Annotated in this window: 20 protein-coding genes and 4 pseudogenes; 15 read left to right on the plus strand and 9 right to left on the minus strand. The window is 69.2% G+C overall.

The window, feature by feature from the left end; translation table 11 throughout:
* The first annotated feature begins 6 nt into the window (after nt 1-6).
* The 3 genes from benC to ABZ904_RS25105 all read left to right on the plus strand — a co-directional run bounded on the left by benC (nt 7) and on the right by ABZ904_RS25105 (nt 6,646).
* The gene (gene benC / locus ABZ904_RS25095) at nt 7-2,697 is read left to right on the plus strand and encodes a benzoate 1,2-dioxygenase electron transfer component BenC (RefSeq protein ID WP_361825575.1); all 2,691 of its coding nucleotides are present in this window, start codon (nt 7-9) and stop codon (nt 2,695-2,697) included.
* Nucleotides 2,698-2,759: 62 nt separating this feature from the next.
* Entirely contained in the window at nt 2,760-5,423 is a 2,664-nt protein-coding gene (locus tag ABZ904_RS25100) for a LuxR C-terminal-related transcriptional regulator (RefSeq protein ID WP_360998795.1), read from the plus strand.
* Nucleotides 5,420-6,646 carry a benzoate/H(+) symporter BenE family transporter gene (locus ABZ904_RS25105; RefSeq protein WP_359399600.1) on the plus strand — a complete coding sequence of 409 codons (1,227 nt, stop codon included), beginning with the start codon at nt 5,420-5,422 and terminating at the stop codon, nt 6,644-6,646. The genes ABZ904_RS25100 and ABZ904_RS25105 overlap by 4 nt, the downstream gene beginning before the upstream one ends.
* A gap of 28 nt (nt 6,647-6,674) precedes the next feature.
* Here the strand turns inward: ABZ904_RS25105 and ABZ904_RS25110 are convergent, their stop codons facing one another.
* The gene (locus ABZ904_RS25110) at nt 6,675-7,502 is read right to left on the minus strand and encodes an alpha/beta fold hydrolase (protein ID WP_360998799.1); all 828 of its coding nucleotides are present in this window, start codon (nt 7,500-7,502) and stop codon (nt 6,675-6,677) included.
* A 239-nt stretch (nt 7,503-7,741) separates the two neighbouring features.
* Nucleotides 7,742-7,987 (minus strand): annotated as a pseudogene (locus tag ABZ904_RS25115) (integrase core domain-containing protein); the annotation flags it as partial.
* Between ABZ904_RS25115 and ABZ904_RS25120 the strand changes: the two are divergent.
* The 4 genes and pseudogenes from ABZ904_RS25120 to ABZ904_RS25135 all read left to right on the plus strand — a co-directional run.
* A pseudogene (locus ABZ904_RS25120) lies at nt 7,982-8,200 on the plus strand (IS5/IS1182 family transposase); the annotation flags it as partial. The pseudogenes ABZ904_RS25115 and ABZ904_RS25120 sit on opposite strands and share 6 nt — an antisense overlap.
* 222 nt (nt 8,201-8,422) lie before the next feature.
* A complete protein-coding gene (locus tag ABZ904_RS25125; protein ID WP_360998801.1) occupies nt 8,423-8,776 on the plus strand; it encodes a hypothetical protein in 354 nt (117 codons plus the stop codon).
* 156 nt (nt 8,777-8,932) lie between these two features.
* Entirely contained in the window at nt 8,933-9,526 is a 594-nt protein-coding gene (locus ABZ904_RS25130; protein WP_360998803.1) for a hypothetical protein, read from the plus strand.
* Nucleotides 9,527-10,051: 525 nt separating this feature from the next.
* Nucleotides 10,052-10,147: pseudogene (locus tag ABZ904_RS25135) on the plus strand (MarR family transcriptional regulator); the annotation flags it as partial.
* Between the two features lie 750 nt (nt 10,148-10,897).
* Here ABZ904_RS25135 and ABZ904_RS25140 read toward each other — a convergent pair.
* Nucleotides 10,898-11,158 carry a hypothetical protein gene (locus tag ABZ904_RS25140; RefSeq protein ID WP_359399608.1) on the minus strand — a complete coding sequence of 87 codons (261 nt, stop codon included), beginning with the start codon at nt 11,156-11,158 and terminating at the stop codon, nt 10,898-10,900.
* A 407-nt stretch (nt 11,159-11,565) separates the two neighbouring features.
* Between ABZ904_RS25140 and ABZ904_RS25145 the strand changes: the two genes are divergently transcribed.
* On the plus strand, nt 11,566-11,790 hold the full coding sequence (locus tag ABZ904_RS25145; protein WP_361825579.1) for a hypothetical protein: 225 nt from the start codon (nt 11,566-11,568) through the stop codon (nt 11,788-11,790).
* A 590-nt stretch (nt 11,791-12,380) separates the two neighbouring features.
* On the plus strand, nt 12,381-12,791 hold the full coding sequence (locus tag ABZ904_RS25150; RefSeq protein ID WP_359399612.1) for an acetyl-CoA synthetase: 411 nt from the start codon (nt 12,381-12,383) through the stop codon (nt 12,789-12,791).
* 51 nt (nt 12,792-12,842) lie between these two features.
* Here ABZ904_RS25150 and ABZ904_RS25155 read toward each other — a convergent pair whose 3' ends face one another.
* Both ABZ904_RS25155 and ABZ904_RS25160 read right to left on the minus strand, forming a co-directional pair.
* Nucleotides 12,843-15,488, minus strand: coding sequence for a glycosyl hydrolase (locus tag ABZ904_RS25155; protein WP_359399614.1), 2,646 nt, complete (start codon nt 15,486-15,488; stop codon nt 12,843-12,845).
* Between the two features lie 410 nt (nt 15,489-15,898).
* Nucleotides 15,899-16,726 carry a ZIP family metal transporter gene (locus tag ABZ904_RS25160; RefSeq protein WP_361825582.1) on the minus strand — a complete coding sequence of 276 codons (828 nt, stop codon included), beginning with the start codon at nt 16,724-16,726 and terminating at the stop codon, nt 15,899-15,901.
* A 279-nt stretch (nt 16,727-17,005) separates the two neighbouring features.
* Between ABZ904_RS25160 and ABZ904_RS25165 the strand changes: the two genes are divergently transcribed.
* From ABZ904_RS25165 to ABZ904_RS25175, 3 genes are all read left to right on the plus strand, one after another.
* Nucleotides 17,006-17,947: an SMI1/KNR4 family protein gene (locus ABZ904_RS25165; RefSeq protein ID WP_361825584.1), complete on the plus strand. Its 942-nt coding sequence runs from the start codon at nt 17,006-17,008 to the stop codon at nt 17,945-17,947.
* A 197-nt stretch (nt 17,948-18,144) separates the two neighbouring features.
* On the plus strand, nt 18,145-18,678 hold the full coding sequence (locus tag ABZ904_RS25170; RefSeq protein WP_359399620.1) for an SMI1/KNR4 family protein: 534 nt from the start codon (nt 18,145-18,147) through the stop codon (nt 18,676-18,678).
* 277 nt (nt 18,679-18,955) lie between these two features.
* Nucleotides 18,956-19,696 (plus strand): class I SAM-dependent methyltransferase, encoded by a 741-nt coding sequence (locus ABZ904_RS25175; RefSeq protein WP_359399622.1) that lies wholly within the window; start codon nt 18,956-18,958, stop codon nt 19,694-19,696.
* Nucleotides 19,697-19,760: 64 nt separating this feature from the next.
* On the opposite strand, the gene ABZ904_RS25180 is transcribed toward ABZ904_RS25175, so the two are convergent.
* A protein-coding gene (locus ABZ904_RS25180; RefSeq protein WP_360998834.1) for an IS5 family transposase occupies nt 19,761-20,643 on the minus strand; the annotation gives its coding sequence in 2 pieces (ribosomal slippage) (nt 19,761-20,573 and nt 20,575-20,643; 882 coding nt in all).
* A gap of 53 nt (nt 20,644-20,696) precedes the next feature.
* Here ABZ904_RS25180 and ABZ904_RS25185 point away from each other — a divergent pair.
* A pseudogene (locus tag ABZ904_RS25185) lies at nt 20,697-20,939 on the plus strand (hypothetical protein); the annotation flags it as partial.
* A 169-nt stretch (nt 20,940-21,108) separates the two neighbouring features.
* Complete coding sequence (locus ABZ904_RS25190) at nt 21,109-23,073, plus strand: SpoIIE family protein phosphatase (protein ID WP_360998813.1); 1,965 nt, start codon at nt 21,109-21,111, stop codon at nt 23,071-23,073.
* 258 nt (nt 23,074-23,331) lie between these two features.
* On the opposite strand, the gene ABZ904_RS25195 is transcribed toward ABZ904_RS25190, so the two are convergent.
* From ABZ904_RS25195 to ABZ904_RS25205, 3 genes are read right to left on the minus strand one after another with little or no spacing between them, the layout of a single operon-like run.
* A complete protein-coding gene (locus tag ABZ904_RS25195; RefSeq protein WP_359410699.1) occupies nt 23,332-23,562 on the minus strand; it encodes a non-oxidative hydroxyarylic acid decarboxylases subunit D in 231 nt (76 codons plus the stop codon).
* A gap of 51 nt (nt 23,563-23,613) precedes the next feature.
* A complete protein-coding gene (locus tag ABZ904_RS25200; protein ID WP_361825586.1) occupies nt 23,614-25,038 on the minus strand; it encodes a non-oxidative hydroxyarylic acid decarboxylases subunit C in 1,425 nt (474 codons plus the stop codon).
* 26 nt (nt 25,039-25,064) lie between these two features.
* Nucleotides 25,065-25,655 (minus strand): non-oxidative hydroxyarylic acid decarboxylases subunit B, encoded by a 591-nt coding sequence (locus ABZ904_RS25205; protein WP_359410697.1) that lies wholly within the window; start codon nt 25,653-25,655, stop codon nt 25,065-25,067.
* Nucleotides 25,656-25,734: 79 nt separating this feature from the next.
* On the opposite strand from ABZ904_RS25205, the gene ABZ904_RS25210 reads away from it, so the two are divergent.
* Nucleotides 25,735-26,607, plus strand: coding sequence for an AraC family transcriptional regulator (locus ABZ904_RS25210; RefSeq protein ID WP_361825589.1), 873 nt, complete (start codon nt 25,735-25,737; stop codon nt 26,605-26,607).
* The last annotated feature ends 153 nt before the right edge of the window (nt 26,608-26,760 follow it).

Genomic DNA, 26,760 nt, shown 5'->3' on the forward strand with positions numbered 1-26,760 from the left:
GTCCCCATGACGTCCACCAGGCCCGAGGCATCCCGCGAGGCGGCGACCCATCAGGTCGCGCTCGCTTTCGAGGACGGGGTCACCCGGTTCATCAGCTGTCGCGCGGACCAGACGGTCGCGGACGCGTCGTACCGCCAGCGCATCAACATCCCGCTCGACTGCCGCGACGGTGCCTGTGGAACGTGCAAGGCGTTCTGCGAATCAGGTGAGTACGAGCACGGCACCTACATCGACGACGCTCTGTCGGCCGACGAGGCCGCACAGCGCTATGTGCTGCCGTGCCAGCTGCGACCGAGCACCGACCTCGTGCTGCAGATCAACAGCACCAGCGAGGTGGCCAAGACCAGCGCCGCCACCTACACCGGCACCGTCGTGGGCATCGACCGGCTCAGCGCCACCACGGTCGAGCTCTCGGTGGACCTCCCGAACCGGGCCGATCTCGCCTTTCTTCCCGGGCAGTACGTCAACGTGGCCGTGCCCGGCACGGACGTCACACGGTCCTACTCCTTCAGCAACGCGCCGAGCGAGGAGCGGCTGACCTTCCTGGTCAAGCTCACCCCGGGCGGTGTCATGTCCGAGTGGCTCGACCAGCGTGCCGCCGTCGGCGACCAGCTCAGCCTGACCGGTCCGCACGGCTCGTTCTTCCTGCGGGAGGCGGACCGTCCCGCGGTGCTCCTTGCAGGTGGCACCGGCCTGGCGCCGATCCTCTCCATGCTGCGCAAGCTCCGCCTCGAGGACTCGCCCCGCCCGCTCCACCTCATCTACGGCGTGTCCACCGACACCGACGTGGTCAAGCTCGACGAGCTCCGCGAACTGGCCGCCGCGCTGCCGCACTTCACCTGGGACCACTGCGTCTCCGATCCGGCCACCACCGCCCGCAACCAGGGCTATGTGACCGCGCTGCTCAGCCCTGATCATCTGCACGACGGTGCCGCGGCCGTCTATCTGTGCGGCCCGCCCCCGATGGTGGAGTCGGTGCGTACTCACGTGGCCGAGGCCGGCATCGAGCCGTCCGGCTTCTACTACGAGAAGTTCGCGCTGGCCGCGACGGCCACGACCGCCGCGACGAGCCCGCCGCGCGCCGCGGAGCCGGTGGGCGTCGCGCCCTGCGAGCAGCTGCTGCTCTCGCCCGACGCCCGCGGCCACGCCGGCCAGGAGATCCTTCCGGCGACGGCGCTGGCGCCCCTTGCGGCCACCGGCGCCTCAGGGGCGGTGCCTGCCGACGGCCCTGACGACACGGTCCGGCGGATCGCCGGCCAGCTGGTCGCACCGCCGTCGGCCAGGGCCTCGGCGGACCAGGCGCGGACGGCACTCGACGTCGACGGCGCGCTCCTGCCGGACGCGGACGCGCGGACGGTGGCCGGTCAGCAGGTCTTCGCCGCGATCGAGGAGCAGGCCCCGACCACCATCGCCGAGGACGGCTACCAGATCGGGGAGGAGCACCCCGACATCCAGGCTTCCGACGCCCTCTTCGAGGCGCGCGAGGCGCTGGAGCTCGGCGCGCTCGAACTCACCATCGGCCGGCTCACCTCACAGCAGCTGGCCGGCTACCGGCTCCTGGCCGAGTCGACGGTGCCGTACGTCGACGCAGCGCGTGCGCGGTTCACCGACCCGCACCGGTACACCGAGACGAACGCCGCTTTCCACGACTACCTGCTCGCCCTGACCGGCAACGCCCATCTGCTGCAGGCCTACCAGGCCCTGGGGGTGAAGGCCCGGATGGAGGAGGTGCTGCGCGACGCGACCTGGTGCCACCCCCGTTGTGCCCAGGACCACCTGGACATCGTCGCGGCCTTCGAGGCCGGCGACCGCGGGCAGGCCCGGACGCTGATCGCCGCGCACGCCGAGCGGTCCAAGCAGACCATGCGCCGCGCGATGTCCGACCGCGCCGCGAGCACCACGCCGCGGTTCATCGCCCCCGGCCGCTTCACAGGCAGGGTTGTCATCGTGACCGGCGCCGCCCAGGGAATCGGCGAGGCGGTCGCCCGGCGGATCGGCGCCGAGGGCGGACAGGTGGTGCTGGTCGATCGCTCGGAGCTGGTCCGCGAGGTCACCGCCGACCTCGCCGCCACGGGGGTCCCCGCTCGCGCGGTCTGCGCTGACCTCGAGCAGTACGACGGTGCGGCCGCTCTGGTGCGCGAGACGCTGGCGGCGTACGGGCGGATCGACGTGCTGATCAACAACGTCGGCGGCGCGATCAACTTCAAGCCGTTCGTCGAGTTCAGCGCCCCCGAGATCGATGCCGAGGTCACCCGCTCCCTGATGACCACGCTCTACGCCTGTCGCGCGGCGCTCCCCGCCATGGTCGCAGCGGGCCACGGCGTGATCGTCAACGTCTCCTCGGCGGCCACCCGAGGCATCCACCGGATCCCGTACTCCGCGGCGAAGGGCGGCATCAACGCGATCACCGCCTCGCTCGCCATGGAGTACGCCGACGCGGGGGTGCGCGTCGTGGCGACGGCGCCCGGCGGCACTGACGCCCCGCCGCGACGGATCCCCCGGGGCACCCCTCAGCCCACGAACGCAGTGGAGCAGGCGTGGTTCCAGGCCCACATCGACCAGACCCTGGAGTCGTCGCTTCTGCACCGCTACGGGACACTGGACGAGCAGGCCGCGGCGATCTGCTTCCTCGCCTCGGACGAGGCCGCCTACATCACCGGGACCGTGCTGCCGGTCGCGGGCGGTGACCTCGGATGAGCCGCGACTTCATCGTCTGATCCCAAGGACACGGCATAAAACAACGGCATTGCGTCCAGAGGGTGACAGTGATCATCGAACGAGCCGGATGTGTCGGACGCGAGCACGAGCTCGCCGAGCTCGAGCAGCGACTGGTCGCCACCCGCACATCGGGAGCGGCAGCGGTGCTCGTCCTCGGTGACCGGGGGATCGGCAAGACAGCGCTGCTCCGGGCGTTCGTCAGCACGACCGGCGCTCCGACCCGCCATGCCCAGGCCGTGGCCTGGGAACGGCACGAGGCGGGTGCCGTCCTGCGGCAGCTCCTGCGCCGGGAGCCTCCGCTCCACCCCAGCCACGCTGCCGACCGCCTGGCAGCCGGGCTGGTGGAGCAGCCCACGCTGATCGTTGTCGACGATGCCGAGGTGGCCGACGAACTCTCACTCGATGCCCTCCGCTCGGTACGGCACCGCCACCCCGAGATACCGGTGCTGATCGTGCTCTCGGCCACGCACGGTGCACCACGGCTGAGCGACCTGGCCGACGACGCGCTCCGCATCGAAGGGCTGGAGGCGTCGGCCATCGTCGAGCTCGCCGCGCTGCGTGGGCGTGTGCTCCCCCCGAGCATGGCGGCCGCGCTCACGCGTCATACCGACGGGAACCCACGGGACGCGCTCGCGCTGCTCGACGAGCTGCCGCCGGCGCGGTGGATCCGCCCCGACCGGGAGCTGCCGGCGCCTGGGCACGTCCGTGTCGAGGTGACGCGCGCCCTGGCTGATGCGGGGCCTGCGGGACGCGCGCTCGCCGAGGCGCTCGCCGTCCTGGGCCCGGGCGCGGAGCTCGGACACGCCGCGGCGCTGGGTGCCCTCGAGGATCCGCTCGCCGCGCTCGACGACCTGCGCAGCAGTGGCCTGATCGATCCCCGGCCGATCCACGAGCCTCGGTGGCGCACACCTTTGATCGCGACGGCGGTGCTGGAGACCATGGGGGCGCGTGACGCGGCCGAGGCGCATCGACGTGCCGCGCAGATCGTGACCGACCCGGTCGCCCAGATGCGCCATCTGGCCGCCGCGACGCCGGTCCCCGACGACGATCTGGCCGAGCGGATCACCGTGCTGGCGATCCAGCGTGGCGAGGACGGCGCCTGGGCGCAGGCCGCGGACCTGTTCCGGGATGCCAGCAGACTCACCTCGGACCCGGCGCCCAGGGACGAACGGCTGATCCGATCGGTCGACGCGCTCGTTGCCGCAGGCGACTGTGCCGGTGCGGGCGCACTCGTCTCGACGGTGGAGGGCATGCGTGAGACCCCGCTGCGTAATGCGGCGCTGGCGTATCTCGCGATCGTGCGGGGTCGAGCCAACGAGGCCGAGGTGCGACTCCGGCGGGCGTGGGAGATCGTCAACGCGACACGGGACCCGGCCACCGCGGCGCTGATCGCGCAACGACATGTGCTGCACTCGCTGGCTCAATGCCGAGGCGCCGACCTGATCGACTGGGCCGATCGCGCCATCGAGCTGGCCGGGCCCGACTCGGGCGCGGGCATCGAGGCGGCCGCCATCCGAGGGCTCGGCTTCGCCGTGTCCGGCCGGTTCGCCGAGGCGCAGGCGGCATACAGCGCCGTGGCGAGCATGGTACGTCACGGCGCCCAGGCGCAGCGGGTGCAGATGGGCCACGGCTGGCTCGGCGTCCTGATCGATGATCCGGACGAGGCTCGCAGCCGTCTCGAGGGCGTCACCGATCCGTGGGTTCTCGGTGGCTCGACACGGATCTCGCTGTGGGCTCTGGGCTGGCTCGCCCGAGTGCAGTTCCTGACCGGCGAGTGGGACCTGGCCATGGCCTCGGTCGCCCGCGGACGCCTACTGGCCGCGGGGTCGGGGATCGTGCTGGTCACGCCCCTGCTGGAGTGGACCGCTGCCGAGATCCATGTGCTGCGGGGCGAGTGGGAGTCCGCTTCCGAGGCTGCCCGTGCCGCCGAGGCCGAGGCTCAGGGGTACGAGATCATGCGGGTGCCGACGCTGCTGGCCCGCGCCCACCTGGCTGAGGCACGCAGCGACTACGCCGGCGTACGCCGCATCCTGGCGCCGTTCGCCCAGGCCGGGCCCGGCAGCTCGCTCGCCGAGCCGGGCATCTGGCCGTGGGCTGACACGCTGGCGGGAGCGCTCATCGCCGATGGGCGTCTCGACGAGGCGGACCAGCTGCTCGCCCCGCATGAGCGGCGCGCGGCTGAGGAGAGTCACCACTCCGCACAAGCCCGTCTTGCCGCTGCGCGCGGCCGGTGGCACGGGGCGCGAGGGGAGCTCGACCGGGCCAGGGGATCCTTCGACGCCGCCCTGGCCCAGCTCGACGGATTGCCGCTGCGCTACGAGCAGGCCCGCGTCACCTTCGTCTACGGGCAGACTCTGCGGCGAGCCGGCCAGCGCCGCGATGCCGAGGTCATGCTCGCCACCGCCCGCGACCTTTGGGATGCACTCGGTGCACGGACGCGCGTCGAGGCCGCGGATCGTGAGCTGCGAGCTGGCGGAGTCCGCGCGCCACAGGGCCCGCGGACGCCCGGGGAGCTGACTCCGCAGGAGGAGACCGTCGCCCAGATGGTCGCCTCGGGGCTGTCCAATCGCGAGGTTGCGGCGCGGCTGTTCATCTCGCCGAAGACCGTGCAATTCCACCTGACCCGTATCTACGCGAAGTACGGCCTGCGCAGCCGGACCGAGCTCGCGGCCCGCGCCGCCGACCACCAGGAGCCTCGTCGGTGACCACCCGCCTCCAGCCCGCCGCGGTCGCGGCTCATCCGCGTGCCTTCGGACGCCTCGAGCTCGCCAACGGCTTCGTCGGGTTCCTCTTCTCCTGTACCGGCCCGGTGGCCGTGATCCTGGCGGTCGGCCAGTCGGCCGGCCTCTCGGCCGCCGTCGTCGCCTCCTGGGTGAGCGCTGTGTTCTGTCTCAACGGCGTCCTCACCATCGTCGCGTCGCTGTGGAGCCGGCAGCCGTTGGTGTACTTCTGGACCATTCCGGGCACCGTGGTGGTCGGGCAGGCCATGTCCGCCGGTACGACGTGGCCCGAGGTCGTCGGCGGCTTCTGCATGGCGGCGGTGCTGCTCGTGCTGCTGGGGCTGAGCGGTCAGGTCGACCGCGTGATGCGGCTGTTGCCGATGCCGATCGTGATGGCAATGGTGGCGGGGGTCTTCCTGAGCTTCGGCACTGATCTGGTCCGGGCCGTCGACACCGACCTCGCTGTGGCCGGGCCGATGGTGATCGCCTTCATCGTGGTCAGCGCGGTGCCGCGTCTGGCTCGGTGGCTGCCCGCTGTCCTGGTGGCGCTGGCGGCCGGTGCCGTCGCCGTCTTGCTCGGCGATCACACGGGCGCCGGTCTCTCCGGCCGCTGGCTGGTGCACCCGGTCTGGACGACTCCGAGGTTCACCGGCTCGGCCTTCGTCGAGCTCACCATTCCGCTGCTGGTCACCGTCCTTCTGGTGCAGAACGGACAGGGGATGGCGGTGCTGCGCGGTGTCGGACACGAGCCGCGGATGAACCAGGTCACCACCGTCTGCGGCGTGACATCACTCCTCAGCGCGCCGTTCGGCGGCGCCTCGACGTGTCTGGCAGGGCCGACCAATGCTCTCGTCACCGCCTCGGGCGAGCCACGTCGCCACTACACGGCGGCGATCTGGTGCGGGGTGCTCGCGATCGGGTTCGGTCTCCTCGCCCCTGGCATGGTCCGGGTCATCACGACCATGCCCGCGGCATACGTCGCGGCGCTGGGTGGCCTGGCGATGCTCAAGCCGCTCCAAGGAGCGTTCCAGGCGGCGTTCGTCGGCTCCTACGCCACCGGGGCGCTGGGGACGTTCCTTGTCACGGTCTCTGACATCACCGTGTGGCACATCGGTGCAGCGTTCTGGGGGCTGCTGGTCGGGGCGGCGGTGAGCCTCGTGCTGGAGCGGGAGTGGCGCGTTCGTGGCCAGGCGACGGTCGCCGACTGAGCGGCCTGGTGTCGCTGGTGGCGCCGCCTCAGTTGCCGAGGAAGCGCGCGAGCAGGCCGGTGAAGACGTCGGGCGCTTCGAGGGGCGGCGTGTGGCCGACACCGGCGACCACCTCGAGCGTGCCGTAGGGCGCCCGTTCGGCCATCCCGGCACCGAAGCGTCCCTGGTCGAAGGGGTCGTGTTCGCCGACCACGATGAGCACCGGGAAGGGGCAGGCGTCGAGGACCGGTCCGTAGTCCGGGCGGTCGGCGCGGGCACGCAACGCTCGGGCGGCCCCGACCGGGTCGGCGGCCTGCATCATGGTGCGCGCGTGGATGACCGTCGCCGCGGAAGCGCCGTCGAGGCGCAGCAGCTGCGGCAGGAACTCCTCGGCGTACTGGCGGACGCCCTCACGCTCGAGCCGGGCCGCCAGATCCCGGCGCCCCTGGGCGACCTCGGGCAGGTCGGTGTGCGCCACGGTGTCGACCAGGACCACGCGTGCGACCAGATCGGGGCGGGCGGCGTACGTGTCCAGCGTGACCTGGCCTCCCATGGAGTAGCCGACCAGGGCGACCGGCGGCAGCGCCAGCTGGTCGATGATCGCCGCGACCGCGGTGCTGTAGGTCGACATCGTCGCCGGCTCCTCTGGTACGGCGCTGGCGCCGAAGCCGGGGAGGTCGACGGTGATGACCCGATGACCGCGCGCGCTCAACGCCGCGACCTGAGCACGCCACATGCTCTGGTCGAACAGGAAGCCGTGCAGTAGCACCACCGGCATGCCGGAGCCGTCGCCCGTGTCGCCGGTGTCGCCGTAGAACACTCCGCCCACGCGGGCGACCTCGCGGTCGGCGGGCGGAAGGCTGGTGGCGTCAGGCACGGTGGGGCACCTTCCTGGTGATCACACGAAACGGCGGGGTGGCCCTCGGTGGTGGCGGTGGGGGGCGTCCAGCCTAGAGGGTGGGTCGGCACAGAATTCGATGCCGAAGGGATTGTTGAGGGTGAAGATGAAGGTGACATCTTGGTCAGCCGTCGCCCCGTGCTCCATCTTCCCGCCCTCGGAGAACCACACGAAGCCACCCGGACCGAAAGTGAAGCGCCCTGGGTTCTTTGGAGACCTCAGTTGGTGGCTGTGAGCTTGGGTTTCGTGCTTGCTCGGTAGTAGTTGGCTTCGTATTCGGCGGGTGGGATGTGCCGTATCTCACCGTGGAGGCGGCGGTGGTTGTACCAGTCGGCCCACTCGGCGGTGGCGAGTTCGACGTGTGAGAGCGTCTTCCAGGGCCGCATCGGTTTGATGACCTCGGTCTTGTACAGGCCGATCGTGGACTCCATGAGGGCGTCGTCATACGCGTCACCGACGGAGCCATCGTGCCGCACCGCAAACGTCCCGGCCGCCCCCTGCTGGCCGACGAGGAAGACGGCAACGCCTCCCACCGCGAGGTGCGCGCCCGTGTGGAACACGTGATCGGCCGGATGGAGAACTACAAGATCCTCCGCGACTGCCGATAGCACGGCGACGGCCTCCACCACGCCGTCCAGGCCGTCGCCCACATGCGCAACCTCGCCCTGGCCGCATGATCCGGAACCGAGCCAACGCCACCCTCAAGCTGCCAGTTCACGGCCTTGTGCAACACGCTTTAAAGGGCGTTTTGTCCGGTTGTTTGGTTCGAGGTTCAGGTGTGGGTGCGTTTCTCGTTGAGTGAGCTCAGCGGGGACACCGTGTCTGGCGCATTGGCTGTCTCGTTGCGGTAGCTGGTTGATCAGCTGGCGTGGGAGGCGGGTCGGGTGAGCTGCGATGAGGTGCTGCGGCTGCTGCGGGAGAGGGAGGCGGCCTGCCGGAGCGAAGCGGAGCGGTCGCGATCCGAAGTGGAACGGATCACGGCTTTGCTGACGATGCGCGAGGAGGAGTTGGCGCGTATCTCCACGGCGTGCCAGGTCGTCGGTGAACTTCCACGGACCGAGGGAGTGACGGTTGCGTCTGCTGCCCCGGTTCCGCCTCCGCGACGGGGCGGGCAGTCGCCGGATACCGAGGCCCGCGAGCGGCTGGTGGCGGTGCTGGCCCGGTATGCCGGTCCGGTGCGCTGCCGGCAAGTGGTCGAGGATCTCGGCCTGGAGGTGACGGTCCGCCAGGTAGAGTCGTCCGGCATCGGTTGAAGAAGGCGGTCGCGGCGGGCGTGGTGGTACAGACCCCGGGTGGCCTGTTCACCCTGGCGCGTGGCACGGTCACGGCGGGCGGGTGACGGCCCGTGAAAGAAAAGGTCTTCGACCTGTTGGCCGGGTTGAACCGCCTGACCACAGAAGGAAGACCTGGTGGCACGCTACCCCGCCGACAGCGCCCACGCCGATGCCTTCACCGCCAGCCGTACCCGGATGGAGGAGATGCTCGCGCACCTGTCCGATCCGGTCCTGATGGCCTGCACCCAGGAGAAGTTGAAGGACTATGTCACGGTCGGGGGGCGGGAGTTGCTGCGGCAGGTGATGCAGGACCAGCTCGATGCGCGCGCCGTGGCGGAGGAGCGCCGCCGGGAGGTGACCGGCGCGGACGGGGTGGTGCGCACCCCGGCCGAGCGCGGGCACCGGCGCTGGCTTGCCACCACGGTGGGCCGCGTGGAGGTGTCCCGGATCGCCTACCAGGCACCGAAGGCGGCGAACTTGCATGTCGCCGACACGGTGCTGTCGCTGCCCGCCCACCTGTACTCCCGTCCATCGCAGCGCGGTCGTCCACGAGGCGGCCACCGGCTCCCTGCGGGCGGCCGCCCAGGGGCTGGAGCGCGCGACCGGGCTCAGGATCGGTACCCGGCCGCTGATGGAGATCTCCGTGCGGGCTGCCACCGACATCAACGCGTTCTACACGGCCCCGGCGGATGCCGCGGACGCCTCTGTTCCAGAGTGAGCCCCGGTTGACCGTCCGCTGGTAGCTGCTGACGTCCACCCCGGCGACGGACGTGGTGGCGGGGCGCGGGGCCGGCCTGGGGTTGGCGATACCGGGCCCGTACTTGAGGACGGTCGAGCCCATCCAGTTGCGTTCGGGGTGACGGCCGACAGGGATGTGGGGGGAGGCCGTCGCAAGGTCGGAGCGAGAGCCGGCGCCGGAGTCGGCGGCGTTGACCGTGGAGATAGTGACCGGCAGCGCAATCACGAGGGAGGAGAGGGGGACGAGTAGTAGGCGGACAGACCTGTACGCGGACATGCGTGTCTCCGAAAGGAGTTGGCGGGGGTGGGGGACGCGGTGGGAGTGGCCATGCCATGGACGGCGGTTACGGGGGTGGACAGCTGGGGCGGAAGGGGCGCCAGACTCCATCGGTGGCCGTTTCCCTGGAAAACAAGGTCCTGAGCTGCGGCGATGTCGGCCGATGAAAGTAGGTGGCCTACGGGGAAAGGCGGCGGATCGGGGCCATCCGGTGTGGGTGGCGTGGACCGTGAGTCCCAGTGCTCAAAGCGGAGTTGGGCGAATTCCTACGCCGCGCCCGTGCGTCCTCCGGCGAACTGGCCCTCGAGGTCCATCCGGACGTCGAGGCTGCCGCGTAGGGACGCCTGGTCCGGCCCCGGGGAGTTGACGAGCAGCGCGCGGCCATCTCCTGACAGAAGCGTGGGGCCTGACGGCAGGTGATGAGACAGGTGGCGAGACCGAGGGAGGCTTCGTGGATGTCGTTTGGTCGCTCCCCGTGGACGCGAAAGCGTCTGTGTCGTCATTGCCGTCACCTCATCGACCCCTCACCGATCCTGGACCGGTACGCTTTCGTCCGGAGGCGGGAATGTTGATTGCCGTGGCTTTCGGCACTGGTGGTGTCATCTGCCTAGTTCTTGGTATGTGGTTCGTCTGGCGGCAACACCGCAGGCACGCCAGCACCCTCGTCGGATGGGGCGGACTGGCCATCGGAGTGGGGCAGTTGATACGCGCGGCAGGCTCTTTGACCGGAGACCGTCAGCCGCTCGGCGTCATCCTCGCCACCTGTTTTGCAGCGCTCAGCATGGTCGGCTACATCCTGCTGGCGCGTGGCCGGGACACGTTTCGGAACGGTCGGGGCGGCCGGAAGCGCCGGAAGCTGCCTCCGATCCGCCCATGACAGGTTGCACCTCCAACACGCTTTCCAACGAGGTGGCCGTGCCGGGACATCACTTCTTCTGGAAGTGATGGGCCAAGTCTCCAACGTGCGGCGGTCTACCTAGCCCACCTTCCTGACCTGCACGACCCCGGGACCGCTTGTCGTTGTGTGTCAATGTTGGTTTGCCTCGCGCGGCCCTTAGTCGGCCCGGCACGGGAGACATGGGCGATCACGAGGCCGATTTCACCACGTGCCCCAACGCCATGAGACCGAGTCCGATGACGATGAACGACGGATGATCAAGTCCGCTCAACGCCACAAGTAGAGCACCCACCCTCCAGAGTCTGGGTTGTCGAACATGACGTTGCAGCCATCGGCCCGGCAGACGCCCAAGAATCAGGGCGTGCAGGCCCAGCAATGTGCAAGCGAGCCAGACGGCAGCCGCCAAGAGGACCAGCGGCATCAACATGGCCGCCATCGACGTGCTCATCGCGTCCCCCGTCTTGTTGCCGGCTGTCTACTCGCCCGCGAAGATCGCACGCCTGCAGGGGATCACGCGGTCTGCGTTGCGACTTTGGCCCGGAGCTTCAACGACCCAGTCAGGCGCCACTGCCTGGGGCTTGAAGCACTGGTTTGGAAGATCGCGTAACCGGATCCGGGCTGAGATGGTGCGGCGCTGCGTTGGACGTCCTCGGGTTACTCGCCGTAGATCCCGTTGTTCCCCGGTGGCCGCTGCCAATCGGGCGCGTAGAGGGCACGTGTGTCCCTCTGCCGTACTCTCGGTCACCAGGTGGTCGATCCCGCGGAAGAACCTGGTGAGCGCTCACGCGAGCTGTGAGAGCTTCCCGTTGCCCCGTAGTCTCATGTGCATCCATTGGGTAAGGACGGGGGCACGCGATGGCGAAGCCGGTACGCGCAGCATTGGGTGAGATCTGGATCACGTGCCAGATCTGCAAGGGGGACGTGTTCCGGGAGCGGGGTGTCCTGCTGAACAGCGCCGGCATGGAGTTCATGAAGTTGGCTTGGGCCGATGAGAAGGCTACTGGCCTCATCTGCTGGCGGTGTGGGTACGTCCACCTCTTCGTCGACAGCGATATCAAGCTTTACCGAGTGGACAAATAGCGCAGATCGGTCCGGCAGCTCTGGTTCACCGGTGCAGTCTCCCTAAGCCACCACTCTCCCCAGCTCCCATCCCGTCTGCCGTCGACCCGCACACCCTGGAGCGGGCGTGGTTCCTGGCGTCCAGGTGGTGCGCGCCATTGTACGAACGACTGTGCATAGCGGGGGAGGCGTGGAGGATGCCGGACCCGTGCCCGTGGAGGCACGCGCATGGCGGGTCGCTGGGATCGGTGCCGCTGCCTACCCGCCGCTCACCTCATCTCATCTAGTTCCTGCTGCGCCCCGGCCTGCGCCGGGGCGCAGCACCAATCGGCCACAGCGTGGCGCGTCGGTGCTGTCGTCGGTCCCCCTGCCCACTGATCCCGCGACGATCCCGCGACCTCAACGGCGAGAGGGGGCATGCTGGTGTCTGTACAAGCGCGTTGGGAGGTCCAGGGATGCGGTGGTGGGCCGTGGGGTGGATGGTCGCTGGAATGGTCGTTCTGGCGGCGTGCAGCTCGTCGACGGATGGCGGATCAGCCTCCGGGTCGTCCGGGAGCCGGTCGACGGAGCCGTCGACCGGCGCGCCGACGCGCACGTCAGCAAGCTCGTCCATGAGCGAGAGCGCGAGCCCGACCGCGGCAAGCCCATCAGTGCCGGCCGGCGCGCCCTCCACCTCGGTGCAAGGCTGTGCCGCCGGGCACGCGAAGGTCGCCGTCAGCCCCGGTGACAGGGCCGAACGGCAGCTGTGCGTGCGTCCGGGGACGGCGGTGTCTCTCGTCCTGCAGCCCCGGGCCGACGACAAGCGGTGGACAGGTGTGCGGAGTTCCGCGCCCGTTTTCGTCCTTGTATCCGGATGGCGGGTGGACGCGGACGGCACCGCCTACGCCACGCTGCGCTGTGCGGGCACCCGGGCCGGTAAGGCCAAGATCACCGGGCTGGCGAAGGCGCCAGACGTGGCAGGTGCGGCCGATGGTGCCTTCACGCTGGACGTCAGTGTGGTGCCGTACCCGAGGGAGGGGTGACCCTGGAAGCCGGGATCACCCCTCCACCTCTCGCTGTCGGTTACACGGGTGTCAGCCGCGGCCACGCACCTTGATGGTGTAGATACCGCGACCGTGCGTGGCCGCGTACAGGGTCTGGCCGTCAGGGCCCAGCTTCAGCTGGAGCACGGCGACGGCCGGCAGGGAGCCGACGCGCTGCCACTTCGTCTGGCCCGGCGCGCGGTAGACGACCCCCAGGTCGGTGGCGACGGCGAGGCCGCCGTTCGCCGTGACGACCGCGGAGTTGGTCGGCACGTCGGGAAGGTTCGCCGAGATGTCCTTCCAGGTCGTACCGCCGTCCTTGGATTCGAAGACGTGGCCGACGCCGGCGCCGGGGCCCTCGGTCCAGTGCCGGGAGAAGCCGTTGACCGCGAGGAAGACGTGGTCGGCGTTCTTCGGATCGACGGCGAAGCCGCTGAGGTAGCGGTTGGGGACCGTGCCGTCCACGGGCAGGGAGATGTCGTGCCAGCCGGTGCCGTCCGCATTGCCGACCGAGATGCCGCGGGCGAAGCCCTGGTCGTTGCACGGGCCGCACCAGGCCGCGTAGACCTTGCCACCCGAAGCCGCGACGGCCGTCGCGGTACGGCCGGCGCCCAGGTCGTACACGCTCTTCCACTCCGAACCGCTGCGGATGGCGTAGCCATGGGTCTGCACCCACACATGACGGCCGCCCGCGACCCAGGTCGAGCTGTTCTTCAGGTCGGCCCCGATCGGAGCGATGAAGCGGGCCTCGCCCGTGGCGTTGTCGGCCGGGGCGATGTTGTACGACGTGGCCTTGCTGGGGTCGGTGATCCAGGAGCCGTCGTTGACGGCGCAGTTCTGGGTCACCTGCAGAGCGAGGTAGACGTATTCCTGGGCGATGTTGCAGCCGTTGGCGGGATCGGTGAGGGTGTCGCCGCCGTCACCGCCGAAGTTGGAGCCCATCACCTTGTCGTTGCTGCGCAGGATGGACTGCCCGTTGTCCTGCAGCCCACCGGTGACGGAGACTCCGCCGTGGTCCAGGTCCTTGCCGATGCCCACCGAGTAGTACTGGAGGGTGTCGATGGTGCCGTCGTTGAGCGAGGTCCAGTCGGTGGCGTGCCCGGAGGAGTCCTGGGAGCCGTTGACCGGCCGCTTGTAGGCGCCACCGTCGTTGCCCACGTACACAAAGCTCTTGCCGCGGTAGCTGCCGATCGCCACGCCGTGCTGGTCGGAGTGGGTGGTCGGGTTGCAGTCGCCCGTCTGCTTGGCGGGGTCGATGCTCCAGCAGGAGAAGCCGAAGTTCCAGTAGGGCCCGACGGTCGACCAGTTGCTGCCGCCGTCCTTGGTCTCGTAGACCTCCTCGAGTCCCGCGTACACGTGCTGCGGGTCGCTCGGGTCGACGGTCAGGAACTGGTTGTACCAGGCCTGGACACCCGGCATGTAGCCGCTGGAGGTCAGCGCCGAGCCGTCGGCTGCCAGACCCTTGTAGTCGGCAATCTTCGTCCACGGGCCAGTGGGAGAGCCCGACTTGGAGACGTAGATGCCCTCCAGACCGCTGTCCGGGTTGGTGTTGAGCTGCTCCGGCGACTGGTCGATCGCGTAGTAGCGCGAGCCGTCGGCGGACCGGGCGAAGGTGACGTTGCCGACGTTGTCCGGGTCCGCCGGCAGGTCGCCCAGGCCGCTGGTGATCCGCGTCCAGGTGCCGTTCACCTTGGTGTAGAAGCCGTTGTAGTCGTCGCCGCTGCGCCAGCCGACCGCCAGGACCACCTTGGAGGGGTCCTTCGGGTCGATCGCGATGTCGTTGGCGATGTTCTTGTACGCGGCCGAGGAGTCGTGGGCCTGTGAACCACCCGGCATGTAGTCGGGGTTGGGCGCGAACTCCAGCTTCCAGGCTCCGCTGAGCTTCTTCGCGGAGTGGCTCCACACGCCCTCGCTGGTGGCCGCCCACACCTTGCCGCCGCCGAAGCGCAGTTCGTGGATGGTGGTGCTCTCCAGCTCGTCCCCGCCGACCCGGCTGCGGGTGGAGAAGGTGCCGTGATGCGGGTTCGACAGGACGTACACGCCACTGCCCAGGTACGCGTCCGCGTTGGTCGTCGCCTCGCCGGTGCCGAGCCACAGGCGGCCCGCCCCGTCGAGCGTGAGCGCGCCGGTGGACTGCGAGGGCAGCCGGTCGCTGATCGGCTGCCAGTGCCCGCCTCCGGTCCGCGACCGCCAGACCCCGCCGCCCGCGCTGCCTGCGTACACGTACCCGTCGTCATCGGCGGCCATGGCGGCCATACGGCCGGTGACATAACCCGAACCACCGCTGGAGTTGGAGTCGATGTCGCGGTAGCGCGGGTCGTCGGAGTCGTACGGCAGATTGGTGACGTTCCGCCAATGGCCACCGGAGCTCGGGAGGCTGGACAGGCTGCGCCAGGCGGCGCCGTACGCGCCCGGGGCCACGATGCCGGGCGAGGTGCGGGCCTCGGCGTACTGGTCTGCGCCCTCGGCGATCTCGTCGGCCTCGTTGCCGTCGTCTCCGTCGTCCGCCTTCGCCTTGGGGGTGACGCCACCAGGCGACTGCTCGCGCTCAGAGGCAAGTTGTGCGAGTGTACGGGTCCCGAAGGGGCTGCTGTGATGCTTGCCGGGCGTGGCACTCGCGGGTATCGCGACGAGTCCGGCGGATGCGGTGATGGCGCAGATCGTGAGCCATCGTCTCTTACGGGTTGGTGCTGACACCAAGTCCTCCCACACGGGCAGTGATACAGCCGTCACAGGCGACCCGATCACGAGCGGAAGGAAGCATCCGGCACTTGAACAATTCTTGAATCAGAATCTGACATTCCAGTCGCTGGAAGTCGACGTGAAGTTGCAGTCAGGGACTTCGTCAGAGAGCGCGGGGAGGAGAGTCGCCAACGTTGGCCGGCGTTCCGTCCCGAACTATCGGCTGGACGGACATTACGGTCCGGGAAGCCGGTCGGGCGGTCGTCGGGGGCTATTGGCGGTCACCTTGGTGTGCGGTGGTTGCTGTACGACGCTGCTGTACAGCAACCAGCCGCTCTTCAACTTGTCCTATCGCGTCATTACCTGGGACCCGTGTGCGTCCCGAGCAGAGCCGCGTTTGGGTGCCCCTCGTCCTGCTGGTCGATTCAGGCGCCTGCGGCCGTGACGACGGCGTCCGTGGCGAACCCGAGCAGCAGGCCGAGAAGGATGCACCAGGTGGTGAGCGTCTTCAACCCGGCCTTGCGTGCCACCGCCAGAAGTTCGATGACCACGTAGAGGATCGAACCGGCGGCGAGGCCGAGGAAGGCGATCGAGAGGGTGTCGTTGACGAGGTGCTGGCCGACGAGCGTGCCGAGGAAGGTGGGGCCGCCGCCGATCAGGCCGAGCCACAGCAGGGTGAGCCAGGACGGGCGTTCGCCCTCTGCGGCCAGGGGGGCCACGATGCCGAAGCCTTCGGTGGCGTTGTGCAGGCCGAACCCGATGATCAGCAGCACGGCGAGGGAGAGCTCGCCCTTCGCGGCGGAGTTGCCGATGGCCAGGCCCTCGGCGAAGTTGTGCAGGCCGATGCCGGTCGCGATCATCAGGGCGAGCGAGCCGGCCTGGCTGCGGGTCTTGGGGGCCAGCTCGGCGGTGACGGCGGCACCGGGCCCGGCGGGGCGTGCGGCGGCGGTCCGGCGGCGGGTGATCCAGGCGTCGTAGTGCACCAGTCCCGCCAGCCCGATTGTCAGGCCGGCCGCCAGGGTGACAGCCCCGGAGGCGACCGTGCCCCACTCGTGCTTGCTCAGGGCCTCGTCGACCGGCTCCCAGGCGTGGGTCAGGACGTCCCACACGAGGAAGACCAGGATGCCGATGGCCACGGCGTTCAGACCCGCCTTGAGACGGGGTGTGGGCGTGCGCAGGCGGCCGATGGGGAGGCCGAGGTAGATGGTGAAGCCTGCGATGGCGCCGAGCAGAGTGATATTCGCGCTGGACATGTGGGGCTCTCTGGTCTGACGTGCGGGGACGCGCCAGAAACTAGAGGAGGTAAGCCTTACCTAACAAGCTGCGTGGTTTCGATTTCAAGGAAGCTTGGTGAAGTCATTACGTAGCGGCAATGGCGGAGCCTGGTGCCGACTGGCGGTCATAGCGGCCGGGTCATGGCCTCCGGAGGGCATCACCGGACGAGGTCGGTTGCTGTCATTCGCTGCTGTACAGCACTGGCTCGATCGCCGAGTCCGGCTCGTTGTCCGCGGCCTGTGTTTCACTGTCCGGCCATGGACAAACAGGAACTGCTCGCGGCCGTTGACTCCTTGGTCCGGCCGGACGGGCAGGAGTTGGTGTGCGACCAGGCCAGGCACCCGGCGGGGCATGTGTGCCTGACGGCTTCCGAAGAAACCAGCCTGCCCGTGCTCATCAAGGAGCTCGGCGACCGGTACGGGCAGCTACGCAACCTCGCCGCGGGCGGATATGTCGATCCCACGGTGACTGAGCAGACCGGGCTGCCGCTCCTGCCACCTTTTGGGGAACAACTGGTCGAAATGCGCGCCTGGACGTGCGGCAGCTGGTGGATCGGCTGCGGGACGGTCCGTGCCGGTGACGGCGTACGGCTGGTGGTGCTCGTCGCCGAGCGGGCCGCACCGTCACCGGACAAGGTACCGGACGGACTGCCGGAGGGTGCCTCCTGGGTGGACCGGGTTGTCGCCGTCACGGGGTGGCCGGCAGACCGGGCGTGGGTGGTGAACTGGGCGGAGGCCGAGGCCCGGCTTGGGACCGTGCTGCCCGGTGACTACAAGCGCCTTGCCGAGCGGTTCGGGTACGGCGCCTTCGACGACTACCTCGGACTCTTTCTGCCCGGCGGCCCGCTGGGGAGCATCGATATCGTCGAGTTCAACGAGTGGTGGGCCCAGTGGACCGAAGCGCACAACAGCAACTCGTGGGAGCCGTACCAGCTGTACCCGGCTCCGGGCGGGCTACTGCAGTGGGCGGGTAGCGAGCAACGGGACGACTTCTACTGGCTCACCGAGGGATCCGATCCGGACAGATGGCCCATCCTCGCGACGTTGGAGGACCGCAGCACCTGGTACCGGTTCGACGGCTCGACCGCGGAGTACGTCTACCGTCTGCTCACCGACCCGCGGCAGCCCTTCTCGACCGCCCGTGACTTCGATACCCATTGGTTCGAGAGCTACGAGGGCGTGGAAGCCGAAAGCGATTGACCGGTCCGGTGGCTTACCCACGGTCGGTGGAGACTCAGCACCCGGACAACAGGACAGCATGCGTCGGTCAGATGGCGGGTCAGACCCCCCGGACGACGCCATCACCATCCTCACGGTCAGCGGTGGATGTTAGATGCCGTGGACAGTCGTGCGACGAGCGGTGCTGCCGAGCCCAGGGTGATCGCTACTCTGGTCGCATGATCCCGCAGGAAGACCGTCAGTTCCCCGCCGCACTCGCCGCTGCCATGGCGGTTCGGCTCGACTGTATCGGCGAGGACGGTGTGGACTTCGAACCCTATGAGTCCTTCCTGAGCGCCGACGCGACGACGGACTGGTTCCGTGCGTGGACGGGCAACGGCGGCCTGGATGGCGACGCCTTCCGAGTCTTCGGCCAGGACGGCACCGGTGGGTGCGCGGCGTTCTGGCTGGTCCACCCGGGTCGGGAGTTGGCGATGCAGCCCGTGGTCTTTCTGGGCTCCGAAGGGGAGACCGGAGTCGTTGCCCGCGACCTCGGTGCGTTCCTGTGGCTCCTGGCTGACGGTTTCGGCCCCTGGGAGGCCGCCACCGCGCACGAGCCCGAGCCCGATTGGGCTCCTCAGACCAATGAGGAGCTGGCGGCCATCGCGCAGCAGTACGCCCCGGGCTGCCAAGCATCGGCACCGGCGATCATCGCGCAGGCCGCACAGGCGTTTCCCGACTTTGACGACACCGTCATGGGGCTATGCCGCTGAACCGGGTCTACAGATCAGCCCTTCCGCTGACCAGCGGTCCTGATGAAGCCCACGGCCCACGGCCCTGACCAGCTCAGATGCGGTGGGCTGCTGTGGCTTCCACCCCCGACTCCCTGACCAAGGGAACGCGCTGCCGGGACGGCTCGACCCCGGCCTTGGGCCGCGGCTAGGGCTCGTCCGGCGGATCATGGGCCGAGCCAGGGTCGGACCGAGGCGAGGGCCGGCCAGTGGCCTAATCGTGTTGACCGCCCCCGGCAGGCAGTGCTGGAGTCGGCACGTGGACAGCATCCCCGCCAACCGGCGGCTTTGGAACCAGATCAGCAGCGCCTACCAGCACGAGCACGACCCGCAGATCGGCGCCACACCCCGGCTGTGGGGCATGTACTCCATCCCCGACGCGCACCTGCACGCCCTGGGCGACGTCACCGGCAAGCGCGTCCTCGAACTCGGCTGCGGCGCCGGCCAGTGGTCCAGGGCGCTCGCCGCCGAGGGCGCCACCGTGGTCGGGCTCGACCTGTCCGAAGCCCAACTCGCCGCAGCGGCCCGCGCGATGGGAACGGCCCGCTACCCGCTAGTGCAAGGCGCCGCCGAACAACTCCCCTTCGCCGCCGACAGCTTCGACCTGGTGTTCTGCGACTTCGGTGGGCTCAGCTGGGCGCCCCCGCACCTGGCCGTCCCGCAGGCCGCACGCGTCTTGGGCCGAGGCGGGCGCCTGGTGTTCAACGTCGCCAGCCCATGGTTCGAAGCTTGCTACGACGAAGCCGCCAGCCGCGTGACCACGACGCTGCAGCAGGACTACTTCGGGCTGAACACCATCGCCGAAGACGACGGCGCGACCAGCTATCAGCTCACCTACGGCGACTGGGTCAAGGTCCTGCGCGGCGCGGGTCTCATCATCGACGACCTCATCGAGCCGCGGCCCGAACTCGGAACACCCAACGGCTACAACGAAACCGACCCACCCGACTGGGCACACCGCTGGCCGGCGGAACTGCTCTGGGTAACCCACAAACCGTAAGTTCCGCCGCGCTGAGACGTGAAGGCATCCCCTCGCCGGGCAGGCCTAGGGCCTGTCCGGCTGATCATGGGCGGAGCCAGAGCCGGATCGAGGCGAGGGTGACGGTCCCGTGGAAGACGTAGGCGCGTTTGTCGAAGCGTGTGGCCACGGCCCGGAAGTTCTTCAACGCGTTGATCGTCCGCTCCACTTCGTTCCTGCGTTTGTAGATCGTCTTGTCGAAGCCGGCGGGCCGTCCGCCCCTGCTGCCGCGTCTTTTGCGCTGGGCCCGCTGATCTCGGGGCTCGGGAATGGTGTGCTTGATCTGGCGACGTCGCAGGTAGCGGCGGTTGCGCCGGGAGGAATACGCCTTATCGCCGCCCAGGTGGTCGGGCCGGGTGCGCGGATGCCCGCCGCCCGGGCGGGGGACACGGATGCGTTCCATGACCGGGATGAGCTGCGGGGCATCGCCCCACTGGCCCGGCGTGATCAGCAGCGCCAGCGGGCGGCGTCCGCCTTCACCGGCCAGGTGGATCTTGCAGGTCAGGCCGCCCCGGGAGCGTCCGAGTCCCTCGTCTGGGCGGTGGTGCCGGGGGCGTGCTTCTTTTCCCGGCACCCGCGGACGTCTCCTGCGCGCTCCCGCCGCATGCTGATGACTCCGGCAGGACGCGGAGTCCACGCTCACCATCGACCAGGCGATACGGCCCTCGGCATCAGCGTCGGCCAGCACGGCCGCGAAGATCTTGTCCCACGTGCCGTCCGCCGACCACCGCCCATGCCGCTCGTAGACGGTCTTCCACGGACCGAAACGCACAGGCAGATCCCGCCAGGGAACCCCCGTGCGCTGTCGATACAGGATCCCGTTGATGATCCTGCGATGACTGACCCAACGCCCCCCACGCGGCCCCGGACTCGGGCAGATGCGGCTTCCGTCGGGCCCACTCCTCATTCGTGAGATCTCCCCGCCCCATGGCCATGCCAACGAGCCAACCCACGAACGGTCACAAGATCCGCCGGACAGGCCCTAGTGGCTCTGGGCTGTCAGCTCGTGTGGGCCTCCACCTGGACGGATGACGCGAACGAGGCCGTCACCCCATACATCGGACTGCCAAGGCTGCCCGTTGTGGAGTGGCCGGACGCCTGTGCCGACGACAGCCCGCGCGGCCTGCACTGGAAGACCCGCCACCTTGTCCAGTGGGCCAACCGCCGGCCATTCATCTGGGTCGATGACGAGATCAGCTCTATGGATCGCCTCTGGCTCTCGGCTTTCCAGGTGAGTTGATCGTATCTTCACGGGCCGCCGCCCACCGTTCCCAGCGGGTTCCCTGCCGTCGTCACTCGACGCAGGCGGTGAGGCACACCCTTGATCGAGACATCGTGACAAAATATGCCAGTACGGGTGAAGAGGATGCTTTGGTATGTGCCAGGGAGCCCGGATGGATGCCTCGGACGAACTCCTTCGAACGGCTGACCCGGCGGCTCTGCTGACGCTTGACGGTGCCATCCGCAGCCTTAACGTGGCGATGGCCAAATTGCTGGGCAGACCGACGGATCAGTGCCTGGGACATGCATTCGGAGATCTGTGGCCCGCAAGCCAGCGGATGTCGGCCGACTGTCTCGTGGTGGCCGGCGCCAGGACGAAGACGGTCGCGATGCGGGTGCTGGAGTTCCCTGGGCGGGACGGAGAATCGGTTGTCTGCTTGATCGAGGCGCGGCAAGTGAAGGATCCTGCCGGTGGCGAGCAGCTGGTCTGGCTGCACGCATTGGATGCGCGCAACGACCTGGCCAGCCTGTTGATCCCGTTCCGGCTGGCCACCGCGGCCGCCGACCTCGGCCTGTGGATGTATTCACCCCAGAGGGATCAGCTGGAGTGGCTCGGCGGCCCCGCCCTGGTCACGACTTCGCCGGATCTCACTGCGCCACTTTCCAGAGTGATTTCCGCAGTGCACCCGGACGACCGGGAGGCCTTCCGGCAGCTGCTGCGCTCGCCCTCCGCCCAGTCCCCCTGGGTGAAGCTGCGGTACCTCGCCCCGCACGACGGCTGGCACCACCTGGCCGCCCAGACGCGTCGGATCCGGCTCGGGTACGAAGGCCCCGAGCGGGTCTTCGGGGTGGTCCGCGACGACACCAAGCAGGAAAAGCGCCAAAAGAAGGCGCAGGCCGCACTGACCGCCGAGCGACAGCGCGCCAAGGAAATCGCCGAATTCTCCTCCGCCTTGATCTCCGCAGCCACCGAGCAGGAACTGCGGCAGGTCGTCCTGACGCGGCTCGCCGCGACCTTCGGCGCCAGGGGTGCCCTGATCGCACTCGTCGACGACGGCCGCCTGAGCATCTCCACCGACGCCGGGATAGGCATGTGCGAGGTCGAGGCCTTCCATGGCATGCCGCTGAACCATCCCACCCCGCTGCCAGAGGCGATCCGCACCGGCGAGCCGCAGTGCATCCTCGACCGGAAGGACTACATCCGCCGCTGGCCGGACGCGGCCGAATATCCGCACCTCGCCCGACTCGGCTCCGACTACGCCATCTCGATCACCCCCCTCAGCGAGACCGGCAACCAGCCGCTCGGGGCGTGGCTGGTGACCAACCACAGGCGATACAGGCCGACCCTGGACGAGCGGACCCTCATGGGTACCCTGGCCGATCTGGCCGGCCAGGCGCTGCGACGCATCAGACTGCAGCAGGCACGCGTCGAGCTGGCCACCGCACTGCAACAGACCATGCTCCCCACGCTGCCCGAGCACCTCCCGGGCCTGGAGGTTGCCGCCCGCTACCAGCCCAGCCGGGACGGGCTGGACATCGGCGGAGACTGGTACGACGCCTTCATACTGCCCGACGGCGCGATCGCCCTGGAGATCGGCGACGTCGAGGGGCACGACGTGGACGCCGCCGCCCGCATGGGACAGGTCCGCTCGTTCATGCGTGCGATCGCCGACCAGGAACCGGATCCGGAAACCGTGCTGACCCGCACCAACAAGCTGCTCGTCACGATGGACCCCGCACGATTCGCCAGCTGCACCATCCTGCGTGTCGACCCGCACGACGGACGGGTCACCGGCACCAGCGCCGGCCACGTGCCGGTGCTGTGCGCGCACAGCGACGGCAGTCACGACGTCCTCGAGCTGCCGGGCGGGCCAGTCCTCGGAGTCGTGCCCGGCACCGAGTACCGCGGGGAGACCTTCATCCTGGACGAGGACAGCGCACTGGTCATGGTCACCGACGGCCTGGTCGAAGGACCCGACCTCACGCTGGAAGCCGGACTGGAACGAACCGGAACACTTGCCGCCCAAGCCGTCCACGACGGACTGAACGCCGAGGAGACCGCCGACCGCATCCTGGACACCGCGGTCGCGGTCGACCACCTCGACGACGTGGCCGTGCTGGTCATCCGACGCACCTGACGGCGCCCGCGTCCCCACCAACCCTCTCTGCGGACCCCTCGGCAAGACCACTCTTCGGTGATGCAGCGTCCTACAAGGGCGGCGTAGCGGCTTTGGGCTGGAGCTGCCTCGGCGCGAGTGATCATGGCCCCTGGTTCGGACCGCCAGGATCGGCGGCCGGCTCAGCTGAGCCAGAGCTCTCAGCCGGGCCCCGGTCGGCCTCCCAGACCACGGACTTGCACGAACTACCTGACGTGCTCCGAGTTCGACCCCCGGTGCTCAGGCAGTGGTGCGCAGTGGCGGCACGGTCGGGACCTCGATGGCTCGGTCGATGTCCTCGGCGGTGACTCGGAACTCCTGCGGGTAAGCGTCGCGGCTGGTCCGGGAGGCAGGCTCACTGGTTCGCCACATGTACAGGCAGCGCGTGCACTGCAGGACGTCCCAGATGCCGGGGACGGGTGAGGTGGTGATGGTTTCGACGGTGTCGTGGGCGCAGCGGGGGCAGATCATGATCGGTTCCTGTGGCTTGTCGGTGTTCGTGGTGGTGGGCGGGAGTCGGGGTCAGCGTGTCGCGAGGAGGGTCCGCAGACGGGTGGCCCATTCCTTGGCCTCGGGCACGTCCTTGACGGGGGTTTCGAAGTTGCCCCGAACGTCCGGTGCGACGGGGGTGGTGGCGTCGATGATCATCTTGCTGGTCATCCCGGACGGCTCGCCGGCCGGGGCCAGCGGCACGACCGACAGGTGGGGGATGATCACGACGTCCTCGCGGGGGTTGACCTTGGCGGACTGGGCCCACATCACCTGTGGCAGGTTGAAGGGGTCCACGTCCTCGTCGACGAGGATCACCTGGCTGACGAAGCCGAGTCCGTGCGGGGTGGTCATCGCGCGCATGCCGACCGCCTTGGCGAAGCCGCCGTAGCGCTGCCTGAGCGAGATGATGACCAGCAGGCCGTGGGTGTACATGGCGTTGACGGCCTGGACTTCGGGAAACTCCGCGCGCAGCTGGTTGAGCAGCGGGACGCACGTGTTGGGGCCGAGGAGGTAGTCGATCTCCGTCCACGGCTTGCCGAGGTAGAGCGATTCGAAGATCGGGGCGGTGCGGTAGGAGATGCGGTCGATGCGGACGACCGGCATGCGTCGGCCGCCCGAGTAGTGGCCGGTGAACTCGCCGAAGGGGCCTTCGTACTGACGCACTCGCGACTCGATGACGCCTTCGATGACGACCTCGGATCCCCAGGGCACGTCGAGACCGGTGAGCGGTGCGGTGGCGATCGGCGCGGGGGCGCCGCGCAGGGCGCCGGCCAACTCGTATTCGGACTGGTCGTAGGCCATCGGCGTGCCGGCCACGATGCTGATGACCGGGTCGTTGCCCAGGGTGATCGCGATGGGCAGGTCCTCGCCGCGCTCCTCCGCCGCGCGCAGGTGCAGGGCGAGGTCGTGGACCGGGACGGGTTGGATGGCCAGGCGGTTTCGTCCGACGACCTCCATGCGGTAGACGCCGACGTTTTGCTTGTCGAAGTTGTCCGGGTCCTCCGGGTCGCGGGAGACGACCGCGGCCTTGTCCAGGTAGAAGCCGCCGTCGCCCTCGTTGAGGCGGAAGAGCGGAAGCACCTCGAAGAGGTCGATGTCGTCCCCTTCCATGGTGTTCACCCGCCAGGGCGCGTCCTCGCGGCGCTCTGGGGCGATCGGGAAGGCGTCCCAGCGGCGGGCGAACTCCTCGACCTGGTCCTTGGTGGAGGTCTCCTTGGGCAGTCCTAGCGCGAGGGCGTGGTTGCGCCAGGAGCCGTGCAGGTTCAGGGCGATGCGGGCGTCGGTGAAGCCCTTGACGTTGTCGAAGTACAGGGCGGGCGCGTCCTCGCCGAGCTGGCAGGCGGCGTTGGCCGCGGCAGCCAGGTCGGGCTCGGGCAACACTTCGTCGGTGACGCGCAGCAGCTGACCCTCCTTCTCCAGGACGGCGAGGAAGGAGCGAAGGTCGTCGTAAGGCATGTGGATCTCCAAGAGGGGGTGCGGTTTCAGGCGGCTCGGGGCGTGCGGCGGGCGGTGCGCATGCCTTCCCAGCGCTTGGCCGCTGGTGCGGGAAGCTCGAACTGGTCGAGGATGCGGGCGGTGATGTGGTCGACCATGTCGTCCAGCGAGGCCGGGTGGTTGTAGAAGGCCGGCATCGGCGGGACGATCTGCACGCCCTTGCGGGCCAGGTCGAGCATGTTCTCCAGGTGGATCTCGCTCAGCGGCGTTTCGCGGGGGACGAGCACGAGCCGGCGACGCTCCTTCAGCACCACGTCGGCGGCCCGGCCGACCAGGCCGTCGGCGTACCCGGCCCGGATGCCGGCGAGCGTCTTCATCGAGCACGGCACGACCACCATGCCGTCCGTGCGGAACGAGCCGGAGGAAATGGTGGCGCCCTGGTCCTCGGGCTGGTGCACCGCGTCGGCCAGCTCGGCCACCTCGCGGGCAGTGCGGCCGGTCTCCAGCTCGATGGTGGTCCGGGCCCAGCGGGAGAGCACCAGATGCGTCTCCACGTCGGGCAGCTCCGCCAGCACCTCCAGCAGTCGGATACCGAAGATCGCTCCGGTCGCTCCGGTCATTCCCACGATCAGACGCATCCCCGTCTCCCTTTCCGGTCGCCTGCGATCGACCGTAGGCGGCGTCTGCGCACGTCCAGCGGTACGCTTGCGACTGGCCATGGGGAAAATCGGTCAAGTCTCGATCATCGATCTTCCGTACCGGCCCTCACTGGGAGCGCCGATCGGCATGGACGTGCTGCCCTTCACGGAGCTGCGAGACCGCGTCCGGCGCCGCGGTATCGAACTGGGCGCCCCCATCAGGCCGTCCTTCCACCGCCTCGTCCACGTCCGCACCGGCACGCTGGAACACACGGTGGACTTCACGCGCCACACCCTGGACGCAGGCCAATGGCTCTGGGTGCGCGCGGGCCAGGTGCTCCAGCACTCCGCCGAGGGGCTCGCCCGGGCACAGGGCACCCACATCCTCTGGCAGCCCGGCTTCCTCCCGAGGGAAACGCCACTGGACGCTTCCCCGCTACGCCCCGAAGGGCCACACGCCCGAGCGGTGAACCTCGCACTGCGTCACCTCACTTCGCAGTACGACGACTTGGGCTCATTGCCACTGGAAGTGCATGTCGAGGTGCTGCGGCACCTGCTGGCCGTACTCCTGCTACAACTGTCCGGCGTCCACCCTCCCTCTCCGTCCCCGGCCGCGGGTGGCGACGCCTTCCACCGCTTCCACGCGGCCGTGGAGCGGGACTTCGCCCGCAGGCACCGCGTGGCGGACTACGCGACGGACCTCGGCTACAGCGTGCGCACGCTCACCCGCGCCTGCGCCGAAGCGACCGGCCAAACCGCGAAGCAGTACCTGGACGCGCGCATTCTCCTGGAGGCCAAACGCCTCCTCGTCCACACCGACGCACCATCGATCACCATCGGTGCGCAGCTGGGCTTCATGGAAGCAACCGACTTCACCAAGTTCTTCCGACGACGGGAAGGACGAACCCCGGTCCAATTCCGTGCCCAGACCCGCGGCACCGCGCTCTACTGAACTCTGTGCTTGCCGTCCACAGCACCGTCCACTTCAGTCCGAGACGGTCATGGTCGACTGCCACATTTGGCCCCCCGTTTGGCCCCCGGCTCCGGGATCCCACGCCGTTGGGGGTGGATGGCTGATGCCCGCCTCGCAAGCCTCCGCATGAGA

It is taken from the genome of Streptomyces sp. NPDC046900 (assembly GCF_040644975.1).
In the GTDB taxonomy this organism is placed as follows: Bacteria; Actinomycetota; Actinomycetes; order Streptomycetales; family Streptomycetaceae; genus Streptomyces.